Origin of the sequence: Methylobacterium frigidaeris (assembly GCF_022179185.1) — a bacterium.
Taxonomy (GTDB): domain Bacteria; phylum Pseudomonadota; class Alphaproteobacteria; order Rhizobiales; family Beijerinckiaceae; genus Methylobacterium; species Methylobacterium frigidaeris.
In genome coordinates, this window is record NZ_BPQJ01000014.1 from 45,274 (window position 1) to 60,866 (window position 15,593).

The 15,593-nt window shown below is 70.9% G+C and carries 13 protein-coding genes; 7 read left to right on the forward strand and 6 right to left on the reverse strand.

Features of this window, described 5'->3' with window-relative positions; all coding sequences use genetic code 11:
* Positions 1-254: 254 nt before the first annotated feature.
* A complete protein-coding gene (ilvC, locus tag MFF64_RS16090; protein WP_048451919.1) occupies positions 255-1,274 on the reverse strand; it encodes a ketol-acid reductoisomerase in 1,020 nt (339 codons plus the stop codon).
* 181 nt (positions 1,275-1,455) lie between these two features.
* On the opposite strand from ilvC, the gene MFF64_RS16095 reads away from it, so the two are divergent.
* Positions 1,456-2,004: a DUF924 family protein gene (locus MFF64_RS16095; RefSeq protein WP_099908506.1), complete on the forward strand. Its 549-nt coding sequence runs from the start codon at positions 1,456-1,458 to the stop codon at positions 2,002-2,004.
* 19 nt (positions 2,005-2,023) lie between these two features.
* Here the strand turns inward: MFF64_RS16095 and MFF64_RS16100 are convergent, their stop codons facing one another.
* Complete coding sequence (locus tag MFF64_RS16100) at positions 2,024-2,671, reverse strand: glutathione S-transferase family protein (RefSeq protein ID WP_099908504.1); 648 nt, start codon at positions 2,669-2,671, stop codon at positions 2,024-2,026.
* A 104-nt stretch (positions 2,672-2,775) separates the two neighbouring features.
* A complete protein-coding gene (locus MFF64_RS16105; RefSeq protein ID WP_099908501.1) occupies positions 2,776-3,588 on the reverse strand; it encodes an FTR1 family iron permease in 813 nt (270 codons plus the stop codon).
* A gap of 317 nt (positions 3,589-3,905) precedes the next feature.
* Here MFF64_RS16105 and MFF64_RS16110 point away from each other — a divergent pair, with 317 nt between their 5' ends.
* Positions 3,906-6,101 carry a TonB-dependent siderophore receptor gene (locus MFF64_RS16110; RefSeq protein WP_238191515.1) on the forward strand — a complete coding sequence of 732 codons (2,196 nt, stop codon included), beginning with the start codon at positions 3,906-3,908 and terminating at the stop codon, positions 6,099-6,101.
* Between the two features lie 9 nt (positions 6,102-6,110).
* Here MFF64_RS16110 and MFF64_RS16115 read toward each other — a convergent pair whose 3' ends face one another.
* Both MFF64_RS16115 and MFF64_RS16120 read right to left on the reverse strand, forming a co-directional pair.
* Positions 6,111-9,662 (reverse strand): molybdopterin cofactor-binding domain-containing protein, encoded by a 3,552-nt coding sequence (locus MFF64_RS16115; protein WP_238191518.1) that lies wholly within the window; start codon positions 9,660-9,662, stop codon positions 6,111-6,113.
* Entirely contained in the window at positions 9,659-10,204 is a 546-nt protein-coding gene (locus MFF64_RS16120; RefSeq protein ID WP_099898784.1) for a (2Fe-2S)-binding protein, read from the reverse strand. The genes MFF64_RS16115 and MFF64_RS16120 overlap by 4 nt, the downstream gene beginning before the upstream one ends.
* 282 nt (positions 10,205-10,486) lie before the next feature.
* Here MFF64_RS16120 and MFF64_RS16125 point away from each other — a divergent pair, with 282 nt between their 5' ends.
* From MFF64_RS16125 to MFF64_RS16145, 5 genes are all read left to right on the forward strand, one after another.
* Complete coding sequence (locus tag MFF64_RS16125) at positions 10,487-10,771, forward strand: type II toxin-antitoxin system Phd/YefM family antitoxin (RefSeq protein WP_099898786.1); 285 nt, start codon at positions 10,487-10,489, stop codon at positions 10,769-10,771.
* Complete coding sequence (locus tag MFF64_RS16130; protein ID WP_099898788.1) at positions 10,716-11,099, forward strand: type II toxin-antitoxin system VapC family toxin; 384 nt, start codon at positions 10,716-10,718, stop codon at positions 11,097-11,099. The genes MFF64_RS16125 and MFF64_RS16130 overlap by 56 nt, the downstream gene beginning before the upstream one ends.
* A 235-nt stretch (positions 11,100-11,334) precedes the next feature.
* Positions 11,335-11,886 carry a hypothetical protein gene (locus MFF64_RS16135; protein ID WP_099898790.1) on the forward strand — a complete coding sequence of 184 codons (552 nt, stop codon included), beginning with the start codon at positions 11,335-11,337 and terminating at the stop codon, positions 11,884-11,886.
* 179 nt (positions 11,887-12,065) lie between these two features.
* Complete coding sequence (locus MFF64_RS16140) at positions 12,066-12,830, forward strand: histidine phosphatase family protein (RefSeq protein WP_099898792.1); 765 nt, start codon at positions 12,066-12,068, stop codon at positions 12,828-12,830.
* Positions 12,827-13,717 (forward strand): NAD(P)H-hydrate dehydratase, encoded by an 891-nt coding sequence (locus tag MFF64_RS16145; RefSeq protein ID WP_099898794.1) that lies wholly within the window; start codon positions 12,827-12,829, stop codon positions 13,715-13,717. Before MFF64_RS16140 ends, MFF64_RS16145 begins: the two co-directional genes overlap by 4 nt.
* A 46-nt stretch (positions 13,718-13,763) precedes the next feature.
* Here MFF64_RS16145 and MFF64_RS16150 read toward each other — a convergent pair whose 3' ends face one another.
* The gene (locus tag MFF64_RS16150; RefSeq protein WP_099898796.1) at positions 13,764-15,434 is read right to left on the reverse strand and encodes a methyl-accepting chemotaxis protein; all 1,671 of its coding nucleotides are present in this window, start codon (positions 15,432-15,434) and stop codon (positions 13,764-13,766) included.
* Positions 15,435-15,593 lie beyond the last annotated feature (159 nt).

Sequence of the window (15,593 nt, forward strand, 5' to 3'; positions counted from 1 at the left end):
TACCTATGTTAAATCTTTCTATTGATGACGTCCGCACCACGGCCTGATCCTGAGTGGCAAGCGGGAAGAGCCTCGCAGGGAGCGTTAGATCTCTTCCCGGCCGCTAAAGGCATCTCTGGATCTGCATCGATCCGCCGAATCCATTCGGCGCCGTGACATCTCCCGAGAACGCGGAACGCCGCGCGGAAGCATTTTCCGCGCGGCGTTCCCCCGAGGAGCCGCGGCCCGCCCGAGGGGGCCGCGGCGCTGAAACTTTAGTTCTTGGCCTTGTCGACCAGGGCCTTCTCCTTGATCCACGGCATCATGCCGCGGAGTCGCTCGCCGACCTCCTCGATCGGGTGGGCGGCGTTGCGGGCGCGGGTGGCCTTGAACGAGGTCTGGTTGACCTTGTTCTCGAGCATCCAGTTGCGGGTGAAGGTGCCGTTCTGGATGTCGGTCAGGACGCGCTTCATCTCGGCCTTGGTCTCGGGCGTGATGATGCGCGGGCCGGTGACGTACTCGCCGTACTCGGCGGTGTTCGAGATCGAGTAGTTCATGTTGGCGATGCCGCCCTCGTAGATGAGGTCGACGATCAGCTTCACCTCGTGGAGGCACTCGAAATAGGCCATCTCGGGGGCGTAGCCGCCCTCGACCAGGGTCTCGAAGCCGGCCTTGATCAGCTCGACGAGGCCGCCGCAGAGCACGACCTGCTCGCCGAACAGGTCGGTCTCGCACTCTTCCTTGAAGGTGGTCTCGATGATGCCGGCGCGGCCGCCGCCATTGGCCGAGGCGTAGGACAGGCCGAGGTCGTGGGCATTGCCCGAGGCGTCCTGAGCGATGGCGATCAGGGTCGGCACGCCGCCGCCGCGCAGGTACTCCGAGCGCACGGTGTGGCCGGGGCCCTTCGGGGCGACCATCAGCACGTCGAGGTCGGCGCGCGGCTCGATCAGGTTGAAGTGGACGTTCAGGCCGTGGGCGAACAGCAGGGCGGCGCCTTGCTTCATGTTGGCCTGGAGCGAGTCGCGGTAGATCTCGCCCTGCAACTCGTCGGGGGTCAGCATCATGACGACGTCCGCCTGCTTGGCGGCGTCGGCGACCTCCATGACCTTGAAGCCCTCGGCCTCGGCCTTCTTGGCGCTGGCCGAGCCCTTGCGGAGCGCGATCACCACGTCCTTCACGCCCGAATCGCGCAGGTTCAGCGCGTGGGCGTGGCCCTGGCTGCCGTAGCCGACGATGACGACCTTCTTGCCCTTGATCAGATTGATGTCGGCGTCACGATCGTAATAGACCCGCATGGCGGCTCCCCCTTGTGCAGATGGCGAGAATTGCGAACGCTCCGGGCGCTGGAGCGGCCGTGCGACGGCCGGCTTGTAGCGGCGTGATTCGCGTCAGGGAATAGGGGATGCGCGCGGACGCGCACATGCCTGCTAGGTTCCGGGCGCCGGCAGCGCCGATTCGCATCGACAGGGGAGGGGCATGACGCAACGGGCGACGCCCGCCGAACTGGTCGCGTTCTGGCGCAAGGCCGGGTTCGACCGCTGGTTCACCGCCGATCCGGCCTTCGACGCCGCCTGCCAGGCTTATCGGCCGCTGCACGAGGCGGCGGCGCGGGGCGAGCTTCGCGCATGGGAGGAGACGCCGGAGGGTGCGCTCGCCCTGGTGCTCCTCCTCGACCAGTTCCCGCGCAACCTGTTTCGCGGCACGCCTCGCGCCTGGGCAACCGATGCTCTGGCGCTGGCGGCGGCCGAGCGCGCGCTCGGCCGCCGCCACGACCGGGCGATCGAGCCGGCCTTGCGCATCTTCCTCTACCTGCCGCTGACGCATGCCGAGAACTTGAGCTTGCAGGAGCGCAGCGTCGCGCTGTTCGCCGAACTCGGCCTCCCCGTGCATCTCGCGGCCGCGATCGAGCACCGCGACCTGATCCGCCGCTTCGGCCGCTTTCCCCACCGCAACGCAGTGCTCGGCCGCCCCGAGACGGCGGCCGAGCGGGACTACCTGGCGCGCGAGGATGCGTTCCGGGGTTGAGACGTGCGCCGAGGCTGAATCACGCCGGAAGCGGCAGCCCCTCGCGGGCGAAGGCGCGCTGCACCGCCGGGCGCTCGGCCATGCGGCGGGCGTGGTCGGTCCAGGAGGGGAACTGGCGGGCCATGTCGTAGCCGAGCACCTGGCCGCGGCCCCAGTGCCAGAACACCAGCAGGTAGGGATCGGCGACGCTGTAATGCTCGCCCGCCGCCCAGCCGCCGCGCGACAGGCCGACCTCGATCATCGTCCACAGGTCGGCACAGGTCTCGTGGCCCTTGGCCTTCACGCTCTCGATCGCCGCCTCGTCGGTGGCGTAGCGCTCGGCCCGGCGGATATGGGCGTAGGCCGGGTGGATGGTGGAGGAGATCCAGGCCAGCCACTCGGCGCAGCGCGCCTCCTCCCGCGGATCCTCCGGCCACAAACCGGCCTCAGGATGCCGCCTGGCGATGTAGCGCAGGATCGCCGGATTCTCGGTCAGCACCCACTCGCCCTCGGCGAGCGCCGGCACCCGGCCCTTCTGGTTGATGGCGAGGTAGCGGCCGCCGCGCTGCTCGGCAGTGGCGAAATCCACCTTCACCGCCTCGAAGGCTGCGCCGGTCTCCTCCAGGGCGATGTGGGGCGCGAGCGAGCACGCGCCCGGCGAGTAGTAGAGCGTGAGGGTGTCGGACAAGGGGGCCTCCCGGCGCGGTCGCCGCCGCCCCGGCCGTGCAGGGTGGCGCCCTCATCCCTTAGCGCGAACCGGGTTCCGGGTGGTACCGCTTCGCGCGCCGTTCCTCAGGCCGAGACTTGCGGGCGCGCCGCCGCCCCCGCGCCGGAGCGCGAGCGCTGCATCGCCAGCCAGGCAAGGGCGCAGAGCACGATCGCGCCCTGCACGCCCAGGGCCTCCCAGCTGCCGTTGAAGCCGAGCGCGGTGACGAGATCCGGCACGCCGTCATTGTGCACCGGCACGATCACCTGCTCCTGCAATTCCTGGATCGCCGCGCCGACGAGGCGCAGGCCCATCACGAACAGGAAGGCCGAGGTGAGCAGGAAGACCGGCCGCAGCGGCAGCCGCAGGGCGAGCCACTGCATCGCCACGAACACCACCGCGAGTGCGACGGCCGCGACCGCGAGCCCGCCGAGGAGCGACGCGTCGAAGCCGCCGGCGCTGCGGGCGAGAGCGTGCAGGAACAGCACCGTCTCGGCGCCCTCCCGGAACACCGCCAGGAAGGCGATGCCGGCGAGCGACAGAAGCGTGCCGGCGCCCATCGCCCGCTCGGCCATGCGGTTGATCTCGGCCTTCCAGGCCGCCGGGTCCTGGCGCAGGAACAGCCAGCCGCTCATCGTGAACATCAGGCCGGCGGCGACCACGATGACGCCGGCCTCGATCAGGTCGTTGTGGTTGCCGTCGAAGAAGGCCTCGAACACCCAGGCCATGCCGAAGCTCGCCAGCACCGCGAGGCAGGCCCCGGCATAGACCGGGCGGATGCGCTCGGCGGCCCCGGCTCGGCGCAGGAACGCCGCGAGCGCCGCCACCACCAGCAGCGCCTCCAATCCCTCGCGGAACAGGATGGTGAAGGCCTGCACGAAGGTGGATCCGTCGGCCATGGGGGGCTCCTCGCTTGGCATCGTCCGATCGGGCGCCGTCGCACCCCGTCCGCCGCCCTCTTAGGCGAGGACGCGCCGAGGTTCAAACGCCCAATCTTTGTTTTTCATAATTCTAATCTTATTCAGTCGCGGCGATGCTGTTGTATTGACGCATCGCCGGTCTGCAAAACGTTTCATTCTTTCGAGGGAGTCTAAACAAAACAGAATGGAAACTTACCGCGTCACCCGACGTGACGTAAGTTCTTGCACCTTCCCCACCCGTGTTGCGTCAGGCATGAGCAAGCTTCCCCAATCCCCCCCGTCCGTCGCGCCGGCCCATGGCGCGGTCCCTGGTCCTGTCCGGTCTGGCGACCGGGCTCGCCGCCGCACCGGCGCTCGCCCAGCAGCCGGAGACGATCAAGCTCGACGAGATCTCGGTGAGCGCGCCGCAGGCGCCGCGGGGCGTCGGCGCCCCGGCCGATGGCTCGGCCACCAGCGGCGGCGGCGGGGGCCCGAGCGGGGTGCAGGGCTACACCGCCCGGGTATCGCCCACCGCCACCAAGACCAACACGCCGCTGATCGAGACGCCGCAATCGGTCTCGGTCGTCACCCGCGAGCAGCTCAACGACCGCAACGTCCAGACGCTCAACGAGGCGATCAACTACACGCCCGGCGTCGCCTCGAACGTGTTCGGCTACGACCCGCGCTTCGACGCGTTCTACATCCGCGGCTTCAGCGTCACCAACATCGGCATCTACCGCGACGGCCTGCGCCAGCCCTCCTCGCCGTTCGGCATCCCGCGGGTCGAGCCCTACGGCCTCGAGGCGATCACCATCCTGCGCGGGCCGGCGGGCGGGCTCTACGGTCTCGGCTCGCCCGGCGGCATCGTCGACCTGACCTCGAAGCGCCCGACTGCGGTGCCGTTCGGCGAGGTCTGGCTGCAGGGCGGCAACTATGACCGCGCCCAGGGCAATTTCGATCTCGGCGGTCCCGTGGAGGGCAGCGACGGCCAGTTGTTCTACCGCCTGACCGGCCTCGTGCGGCAGAGCAGCACCTTCCTGCCCGGCAGCATCGACGACCGGGCCTTCATCGCCCCGGCGCTGACCTGGCGGCCCTCGGCGGATACCAGCTTCACGCTGTTGACCGAGTACCTGAACAACACGGTGCCGGGAAACAGCTCGTTCTACTCCAACTACGCCGATCCGCGCTTCCAGAAGACCAAGCTATTCTCCGGTGATCCGGCGTTCCAGAACTTCAACACCGAGCAGTACCGGATCGGCTACGCCTTCGAGCACAAGCTCACGCCCGACATCGTCTTCCGACAGAATTTCCGCTACTACCACGTCGACGCGGACCTGCGGTACACGCAGATCGATGCTCTGAGCGCCGATCTCGTCCGCGCGTCACGCAGCACCGGGCGCATCACCAACGTCCTCGACACGATCTCGCTCGACAACCAGCTCGAGATCCGCGGCGCCACCGGCCCGGTGCAGCACGATTTCATCGCCGGTCTCGACTATACGTATTCCACCTACGGCCAGCGCATGGGCTTCGGCGCGGCGCCGGACCTGCAGATCGGCGGCCTGGTGCGACCGAACTACGGGGCGCAATTCATCACCGCGCCGACCCTCGGCACGGCCTCGCGGCTGACGCAATCGCAGCTCGGCACCTACGTGCAGGACCAGGCGAGGTTCGGCCGCTTCATCCTCACGCTCACCGGCCGGCACGACAGCGTCGCGACCGTGAACGAGAGTGCGGGCGACCCGACGAGCCGGACCGCGAGTTCCGACCGGGCGTTCAGCGGCCGCGTCGGCCTCAACTACCTGCTCACCGACGAGCTGGTGCCGTATGTGAGCTACGCCACCACCTTCGCGCCGCAGCTCGGCCTCGACCGGCTCGGTCAGGCGTTCCAGCCGACCAAGGGCAACCAGCTCGAGGGCGGCGTGAAGTTCAACGTGCCGGGAACCAGCGTCTTCCTCAACATGGCGGTGTTCGACATCGCCCAGACCAACGTCCTGGTGCCCGACCCGGTCAACCCGATCCTCTACACGGCGGCGGTCGGCGAGGTGAACTCACGTGGCGCCGAGCTCGAGGCGACCGCCAATCTGGGCCCCGGCATCAACGTGACGGCCGCCTACAGCCACGTCGACATCCGTACGACGAAGAATCCAGGCAGCCCGGAGACAGTCGGCCTCGCGCTCTCGGGCATTCCCGGCAACACCTTCCGGCTGTTTGCCACCTACGCGTTCCCGACCGCGTCGCCCTTGAGCGGCTTCAGCTTCGGCGGCGGCGTGCGCTACGCCGGGACCAGCCCGGCCAACGACGTGATCGGCAGCTACCGCAACTCCACCGTGACCCTGTTCGACGCGGTGGCGGCCTACGACTTCGCGCGCGTCGATCCGCGGCTGAAGGGCATGCGGCTCCAGGTCAACGTCTCGAACCTGCTCGACCGCAACTACTTCAACTGCCAAGCCGGCGCCTGCTACCGCGGCCAGCCGCGGCAGATCCTGGGGAGCCTGATCTACCGGTGGTGAGAACCGCCCTCACCACCCCGCATGCGCCTTCAATCCGCGCACCCGCGCCACCGCCGCCTCCAGCCCCGCCCAGGCCGGCGCATCGGGCGCGTAGCGGGCGCGGGTATAGGCCACGACCTCCGCGACCTGCCGATCGGTGAGGGTGTCGCGGAAGGCCGGCATCGCGGCGGGCGGCGCCGAGGGGTCGGGGTTCGGAAAGCGCTCCGCGGCGGCCGCGACGCCGTTGAGCACGGCCTGGATCATGTTGTCCGGGTGCGCGCTGTGCACGGCGGTGACGAGGCCGAGCGGCACCAGCTCCCCGCCGGCCCCGCCCTCGTGGCAGGAGGCGCAGGCGCCCTGGAACAGGGCGGCGGATCCGGGCGGAGCCGCAACTGCCGCGGCGCTGGCCGGCCGGGGGGCCGGCGCCTCGCGGGCGAGGCTCGCGAGGTAGACCGCCATGGCGCGGATATCGGCATCCGGCAGCGGCCCCAAGGAGGCGACCACGTCTGCCATGGGGCCGGCGGCGCTGCCGTGGCGGGGCGATCGCCCGCTGCGCAGGTAGGCGAAGAGGTCGTCCTCGGTCCAGGGCAGAGGAGAGCGGGACAGGCCCGCGAGCGCCGGCGCCTCCCAGCCGTCGGCGAAGCCGCCGGCGAGGCGGGCCTCGCCCCGGCGCTCGGCGCCCAGCGCGTTGCGCGGGGTATGGCAGGCGCCGCAATGGCCGAGTGCCTCGACGAGGTAGGCGCCGCGGTTCCAGTCCGGGCCGCGGTCCGGATCGGCGAAGGCCGTCGGGCGGTGGAAGAGGGCGTTCCAGCCCGCCATCAGCGGCCGGACGTTGAACGGAGCGCGCAGGCCGGTCTCCGGGACCGGGTTCGCCACCGGCGCTTGCGTCATCAGGTAGGCGTAGAGCGCCTGCAGGTCGCGCTCCGAGACGCCGGCGAAGCTCGTATAGGGATGGGCGGGGTAGAGATGGTGCCCGTCCCGCGACACGCCCTCGCGCATCGCCCGGGCGAAGGCGGGGTAGGACCAGGCGCCGATGCCGGCGCCCGCCTCCGGCGTGATGTTCGAGGCGTAGACGGTGCCGAACGGCGTCGCGAGCCCGCGCCCGCCGGCGAAGGACCGGCCGTCCGGTCCCACGTGGCAGACGAGGCAGGCCCCGGCCGCCGCGACGAGGCGCCCCTGCGCGATCGTGGCGGCCGAATAGGCTGCAGGGTCCGGCCGCTCGATCGACGGGTAGGCCGGGCGCCAGGGCAGGAGGGTGGTGGCGAGCGCCAGCGCCCCGGCGCCGGCGCCGAACAAACCGGCGAGGAAGCCGCGGCGCCGCCGCGGCGTCTCGTCGGGCCCGGCGATCCGCGGCGGGTTGAGGGCGGCGCGCACGGCCTCGGCGGTGAGCGGGAGTTCGCGGAAGCGGATGCCGGTGGCGTCGAACAGCGCGTTGGTGATCGCCGCCGCGCTCGGCACCGAGGCCGATTCGCCGGCCCCCAGCGGCGGCTGGTCCTGGCGCGGCAGCATCAGCACGTCGATCTCGGGGATCTGCGGGAAGGCGAGGATCGGGTAGCTGCCCCATTCGCGGCTCGTCACCCCGGTGGCGTCGAAGCCGACCGATTCCCTCAAGACCCGGCTCGTCGACTGGATGACGTTGCCGTGGATCTGGTGGCGCACCCCGTCCGGGTTGATCGTCAGGCCGGAATCCTGGCCCACCACCACCCGGGTGACCGCGACCTCGCCGGTGACCCGGTTGACCGCCACGTCCGCCACCCAGGCGGCCCAGGCGGCGGCCTTGCCCGGAAACGGGCCGTGGACATAGACCGCATAGGCGAAGCCGCGCCCGTACAGGACGTCGCCGGAACGGCCATGGGTGCCGGGCCCGGTGTGCGGCACCCAGGCGGCCCGCTCCGCCACCGCCCGGACGAGGTCGGCGGCGCGGGGATCGGGCAGGTAGCGCAGGCGGTACGCGATCGGGTCGACGCCGGCCGCGGTGGCGAGCTCGTCGATGTAGGATTCGTGCGCGAAGGTGTTGGGCAGAGCCGAGACGCCGCGCAGCCAGGAGGCGCGGGCGATCGGCGGCATGTCGTGCACCGTCACCCGGGCGTGGCCGAAGGCGTAGGGCGGGACCGCCGTACGGTCGCCCATCGGGTACACGGCGGGCGTCGCCGCCACCTTGCCGGTTAGGATCAGCGCCAGGGTCGGGGCGCCGTTCGAGGGGTAGCGGGTCTCGAAATCGTAGGCCGCGGGTCCCCCCTCGGAATCGAGGCCGCCGCGCACGTCCATGACCTGCGCCGCCCCCTTCGGCTCCCAGGCATGCTCCTGCTCGCGGGTGAGCTGCACCCGCACCGGCCGGCCGACCGCCCGGGCGAGCAGGGCGGCATCGGCCGCGACGTCGTCGGCGCAGTTGCGGCCGTAGCAGCCGGCCGCCTCGTGGCGTTCGACCGCGATCCTGTCCTCGGGCAGGTCGAGGAGGAGCGCGAGGTCGCTCCGCAGGACGTGCGGGTTCTGGGTGCCGGACCACACCACCACGTCGCCGTCGCGGAACTCGGCCACGGCGCAGGACGGCCCGATCGAGCCGTGCATCTGGTAGGGCCAGACGTAGGTGCGGTCGAGCCGCGCCTCGGCGTGGCCGAGTGCCCGGTCGACGTCGCCGCGGTCGAGGAGGCGGCGCGCGGTCGCGGGGTTGTCGCGGAGCGCCGCCTCGGGCCGGTTGAGGTCGGGCAGCTCCTGCCCGGGCCGCCACGTCACGGACAGGCACCGCGCCGCCTCGGCGGCGTTCTCCTCGCGCTCGGCGACCACGCCGACGAAGTCGCCGACGACCACCACCGCGACGAGGCCGGGGATGTGGGCGACCGAGGCCTCGTCCACCGCCACGAGGGCGTTGCCGAGGGCGGACTCGACGCCGGGATACGGCGGCCGGACCACGCGGCCATGCACCATGCCGGGCACCCGCACGTCGTGGATGTAGGTCCAGGCGCCGACGGTCTTGGCCGGAATGTCGACCCGCGGCACCGGCCGGCCGACCAGCGTGTAATCCGCAACTGGCTTCAACGATGCGTCGGGATCGAGGGTCAGCTCGGTGCGGCTTCCCCGCACCAGCTCGCCATAGGCCAGCTCCAATTCCGGCTCCGCCGCGACCCGGACGGTGCCGGCTTCGACGACCAGCTCCGCGGTGCCGCGGTTGAGCCGCAGCGAGGCCGCCTCGACCAGGTGGCGGCGGGCGGTGGCGGCAGCCTGGCGCAAGGGAATGGCCGCGATCTGGATCGTCTCGCTCGCGATGGTGCCGCCCTGGTCGGGGGCGGTCGCGGTGCTGCCGAGTTCCATCGCGACGTGGGCCAGCGGCACGTCCAGCTCCTCGGCGACGATCTGGGCGAGCGCCGTGCGGATGCCGGTGCCGAGGTCGACATGGCCGTTGAAGGCGGTGACCCGGCCCTCGCCGTCGACCGCGAGGTAGAGCGCGCGCTGCGGCCCCGTCGCCAGGGCGGCGCCCGGCGCATCGCCGAGGCGCGGCGGGCGGCCCATCGTCTCGCGGTAGACGAGCAGCAGGTCGCCCGCCTTCTGCCAGTGCCGGCGGTGCGCGGCCGGATCCCGGGTCATGCCTCGCCTCCGAAGGACCCGGCACCGGCATCGGTGCGCATCCGCGCCGCGGCGGCCCGCACGGCGCGCAGGATCTCGACATGGGTGCCGCACCGGCACAGGTTGGCCTGAAGGCCGGCCCGGATCTCGGCCTCGCTCGGGTCCGGGTTGGCCGCGAGCAGCGCCACCGTGGTCATGATCATGCCGTTCAGGCAGTAGCCGCATTGCGCGGCGTTCTCGGCGATGAAGGCCTCCTGCACCGGGTGCAGCCGCCCGCCCTCGGCCAAGCCCTCCAGGGTGGTGATCCGGCGCCCGACCGCGGCGCGCAAGGGAATCGCGCAGGAGCGCAGGGCCCGGCCGTCGACCAGCACCGTGCAGCTGCCGCACTGGCCGAGTCCGCAGCCGTATTTCGGGCCATTCAACGCCAGGTCGTTGCGCAGAACGTAGAGGAGGCGGGTGCCGGGCGCGGCCTCCACCGCCACGCTCCGGCCGTTGACCGTGAGCACGTGGCGGAGAGCCGCCAGCCGCACGTCGTTGGCGATCGGCCGCCGATCGTCCTGCATGTGGTCCCTGTCCCGCCCCGGCCCCGGCTGTTCCGCCGGCTGCCGCTAGTTCTCACAGATTTCGGCGGGGACCGGAACCCCGCCGCGATTGTCGTGGCTTGCAAGAGCTTGGCCAGCAAGAGCTTGGCGAGCAAGAACTTGGCCACACAGGCACGGCCGGGCGGGAGAGATGTGGGTTCGGGCATGAAAGGACCCCGCCGGCGTGAGGGCCGACGCATCCTTAGCTACCTTGGCCAACTCGGTCGCTCGATGAGGATCCGAACTCGGATCAGGATCGTCGACATGAAGCAGGTGACCAACCACGCGGCCAAGACCCATCTCTCGAAGCTCATCGGGGGCGCGCTCGGCGGCGAGGAGGTCGTGATCGCGAAGGGGCATAAGCCGGTCGTCCACCTGGTTCCCATCGCCCGGCAACCGTTCAAGATCGGCCTGCACGAGGGCCAGCTCGGGCGCGGTCCGGATTTCCTCGAGCCGACGCCGGACGACGAACTGGATCTCTGGGAAGGGGGCAATGAATGCGGTCCTGCTCGACACGCACGCGTGGGTCTGGAGGCTATCCAAGGATGACCGCCTGTCGAGCCGAGCCGCTGCTGCGATCACGGCGGCAGATCAAGTCTTCGTAAGCCCCGTCAGTTTCTTCGAGATCGCCCAGAAGGTCCGGATCGGGAAATGGCCCGAGATGGAATCCCATGCCGCGCGATTGGCCGGGCTTCCCAGCCAGCAGGGCGGTCTGGTGATCGCGCGCGATCCTGAGATGTGCATCGCGGCCGGCCTGATCGAATGGATCCACCGCGATCCGTTCGACCGGCTGCTCGCCGCAACGGCGCAGCATCATCGCCTTCCGCTCGTCTCGGCCGACGCGATCTTCGATGGCATCGTCACCCGCGTCTGGTGAAGCAGAGCGCCCTACCGTCCGCATCCTGTGGCGGCAATACGTGAGCCGTCGGAGCGCACGGTCTCGTCGGTGATGCTCGACCCAACCGTGCGTCCGCTGACCTGGATAACGCCAAGCTTAAATTTACGGTAGTTTTGGCTTTATGGTATGACTTAAATTTGTTAATGATTTACAGTTAAACCAATGTAATATTTCGCAAAAAGCAATCAATAATCATGATATTGGAGGATGAAGAGTGTCCAGCGAACTCACCCAAAGCGGTACGCCGGACGGCGCGCCCGAGGTCGCGGCGGCCGACGAGGCCGGCGCCGGAACGGGCAGCATCGCCGTCGGCGAGGACGGCGCCTCGGTCTCGATCGCGCAGGCCGAGACCGTCTCCGATACCGCACCCCCGAGCATGTTCCGTCCGACCATGCGCGACGTCGACGCCTCCGCCTCGGAGACCGGCATGACCGTCAAGCCGCGGCCGATGATGCCGGACGAGTCCGGCGACGCGACCGCGCCCTTCACCGACCCGGACGCGGCGGCCGACCAGGCCCTGATCCTCGGCCCGTCGGACCAGGGGGAGACCGACGACACGACGACGCCCACCGCCGAGGCGGAAGGCGGCACCCCGACCGTCGCGCCGACGGAGGTTCTGAGCGACGGCACCAACCTGTTCGGCGACCGGGCCGCGATGTGGTCGGGCAACCCGTCGGAGGTCGGCGCCGCTTACGGCCTCGATCCGACGCATGACGAGGTCTGCCTGTGCGACGAGGTCAGCCTGGCGGTCGGCGAGGACGTCTGAAGCTCCCGCGTTCCGATCCGGCCCCGCTCCTCGCCGTGGAGGCGAGGAGCGGGGAGATCGCCGCCGCGACAATGTGGTCCCTCCAGTGGTCTCCCCGCGCATGAAAGACGCCGCAGGCCCCGAGCGCTTGCGGAGCGCCCCGCCTCCGCTAGCTCCCCGGTGACTTTGGGGGGTGATTCATGCAGCAGCGCTGGCCGGACCGGATCTGGATCGTGCGGCACGGCGAGAGCGCCGGCAACGTCGCCAGGGACGCCGCGCAGGCGGCCGGGCACACCCATATCGACATCGCCGAGCGCGACGTCGACGTGCCGTTGAGCGCCCTCGGCGAGCGCCAGGCCGCGGCGGTCGGGCGCTGGTTTGCCGAGAAACCGGTGTCGGAGCGGCCCGACGTGGTGCTCACCTCGCCCTATCGCCGGGCCGACGCCACCGCCCGGCTGATCCGCGATGCCGGCGGCGTCGCCGATCCCCTGCTCGACTACGTCGCCGACGAGCGCCTGCGCGAGAAGGAGTTCGGCATCCTCGACCGGCTCACCCGCGAGGGCATCACCCAGCTCCATCCCGAGCAGGCCGAGCTGCGGCGGCTGCTCGGCAAGTTCTATCACCGGCCGCCGGGCGGCGAGAGCTGGTGCGACGTGATCCTGCGGCTGCGCAGCGCCCTCGACACCGTCTCGCTGCATTACGGCGGGCGGCGCGTGCTGGTGGTCGGGCATCAGGTCGTGGTCCTGTGCCTGCGCTACCTCATCGAGGGCATGACCGAGGACGAGATCCTCGGCATCGACCGCGAGGGCGACGTCGCCAATTGCTCGGTGACCGAGTACGCCTTCGACCCGCACCGCGGCAGCAGCGGCAAGCTCGTCCTGCAGCGCTACAATTTCGTGGCGCCGCTGACCCAGGCCGGGGCCCCGGTGACGGCCGAGCCCGATGCCACGGGAGCGCCCCGATGACGAAGAACATCACTGCCGAGACCCTGCGCGGCGTTCCCCTGCCGGACCCCGCGGGAGGCAGCAAGGAGGCGCGCGGCAGCGCTCTCGTCATCGCCGGCTCGGTCGAGGTGCCGGGTGCCGCGATCCTGGCCGGTACCGCGGCGCTCCGGGCCGGCGCCGGCAAGCTGCAGATGTCGATCGCCGCCGGCACGGCGCCGCACGCCGCCCTCGCGGTGCCCGAGGCCCTGGTGGTGCGCCTGCCGGAAGGCGAGGGCGGGCACGTCGACCATCGCGTCGCCGCCGAGGTGCTGCTGCCACGCACCGAGCGGGCCGCCGCCGTGCTGATCGGCGCCGGCATGGCCTCGGGCGAGCCGACCAAGGCGCTCACCGCCGCCCTGCTCTCCGGCCCGTCCGAGGCGCCGTTCGTCCTCGACGCGGCGAGCATCGACGGGCTGCGCGACCACGCCGACGCGGTGCGAGCCCGGGCGGGCCGGGTGGTGCTCACGCCGCATGCCGGCGAGATGGCCCGCTGCCTCGGCTGCGAGCGCGACGCGGTCGAGGCCGATCCCCTGGCGGCGGCGCGCCGCGCGGTCGAGATGCTGGGCGCCGTCGTGGTGATGAAGGGGGCGGAGACCTGGATCGTCGAGCCAGGGGGCGAGGTCTGGCATTACCGCGGCGGCGGCGCCGGCCTCGCCACCTCCGGCTCGGGCGACGTGCTCGCCGGAATCATCGTCGGACTGCTCGCCCGCGGCACGAAGCCCGCCGAGGCGGCGGCCTGGGGCGTGTTCCTGCACGGCGAAGCGGGTCGGCGCCTGGGCGAGGGCTGCGGCCCGATCGGCTTCCTGGCGCGGGAGCTGCCCGGGGAGGTGCCGGGCCTGATGCGGGACGTGGCGGAGGGCGCGATCTGAGCCGGCGGCGGGCCACCGGCTCGGGTCCGTGTTTCGTATTCGGCGCTCAGGCGGCCCGTACCGTGGCGAGAAAGCGGCGCACCTCGGACGAGAGATGCTCGGATTGCCGTGACAGCTCCGCCGACGAGGCGAGGACCTGGTGTGCTGCCGCGCCCGTCTCCTCGGAGGCCTGCGCCACGCCCGCGATGGTGTGCGTCACCGCGCTCGCGCCGGTCGCGGCCTCGGCGACGTTGCGCACGATCTCCCGCGTCGCCCCGCCCTGCTGCTCGACCGCGCCCGCGATGCCTGCCGTCACCGCGTCGATCTCGCGGATGCGCGCGGTGATCGTGCCGATCGCCGCGACGGCCTGATCGGTCACCCCCTGGATCTCGCCGATCTGTCCGGCGATCTCCTCGGTGGCGCGCGCCGTCTGGTCGGCCAGTCCCTTCACCTCGGCGGCGACCACCGCGAAGCCGCGGCCGGCCTCGCCGGCGCGGGCGGCCTCGATCGTGGCGTTGAGCGCCAGGAGATTGGTCTGCCGCGCGATGGTCGAGATCATGCCGACCATCTCGCCGATCCGCCCCGACGCCGTCCTCATCACCTGCACGAGCTGCGCGGTCTGGTCGGCCTCCGCGACGGCGTACCGGGCGAGCCCGGCCGAGCCCTGGATCTGCCGGCCGATCTCGCCGACCGACGCGCCGAGTTCCTCGGTCGCCGCCGCCACGGTGGTCACGTTCGCGGCGGCTTCCTCCGCCGCGGCGGCGACCGTGCCCGATCGCGTCGCGGTGTCGGCCGCGGTCGTGGTCATCTGCGCGGCGGTGGCCTGCAGCTCCGTCGCCGCCGACGAGACCAGGGTGACGATGCCGCCGATTGCCGCCTCGAACCCCTCGGCCATCTGGCGCATGCCGGCCTTGCGCTGCTCCTCGGCGGAGGCCCGGGCGTGCGCCGTCTCCTCCTCCAGCTGCCGCGTCCGGATCAGGGTCGCCCGGGACGCGTCGACCGCGGCCGCGATGGCGCCGATCTCGTTGGTGCGGTCGGTATAGGGCACCGGGGCGGCGAGGTCGCCGGAGGACAGGCCGTGCATCCGCCGGACCAGGCGCTCGATCGGCCGCGCCACGGCGGCCACGACGTAGACGATGCCGGTAAGACCGATGGCCAGCGCGACGGCGCAGAGCAGGCCGGTCAGCCAGAGGGCGTTGGCATAGATTCCGGCGGCCGCGAGCCGCGCCCGGTCGCTGCCGGCCACGTTCAGCACCGTATCGCGATCGAGACTGTCCAGCGCCGCCTCGAACGGCCGGCGCGAGGCCCAGAAGAGCTCGTTGAGAGCGGCCACGTTCTTCTCCCGGGCCGCGGCGACGATCTTGCCGCGGATGGTCAGGTAGTCCGCCCAGTGCTGCCGGAACGCGGTCCAGAGGGCGCGCTCCTCGGCGGTCGAGATCAGCGGCTCATAGCGGCGCGCGACGGCTTCCACGTCCTCGAGGCGACGGCCCGCGACGGTGTCGAGTTCGGTCACGGGCTCGATCGCCGTGACATAGCGGGCATCGACGAGGCGCAGGCGCGTGACCTTGTACTTGAGTTCGCCAATTTCGCGCACGCTCGGCAACCAGTTCTCCGACATCTCGAGAGTATTGGCGTTGACGCTGCGCAGCTGCGTCACGCTCAACATGCCCTGGGTCAGGAGGCCTGCCGCGAGCAAGGCAATCAGCCCGCCGAGGGCATGGGACAGTCTGATTTTCATCGTTAGGCCTTCGTGATCGACGTCGTTATTCGCAATGATTGTTGAAAATTTGGTAAACTCCGTAGAGTTATTGAAGAATTGGACGAAATACATAGGAAAATTTGCAAAGACATGTTCGATCTTGCCGTGAATCGACGGCGACACACCTCCCGGTTTGGT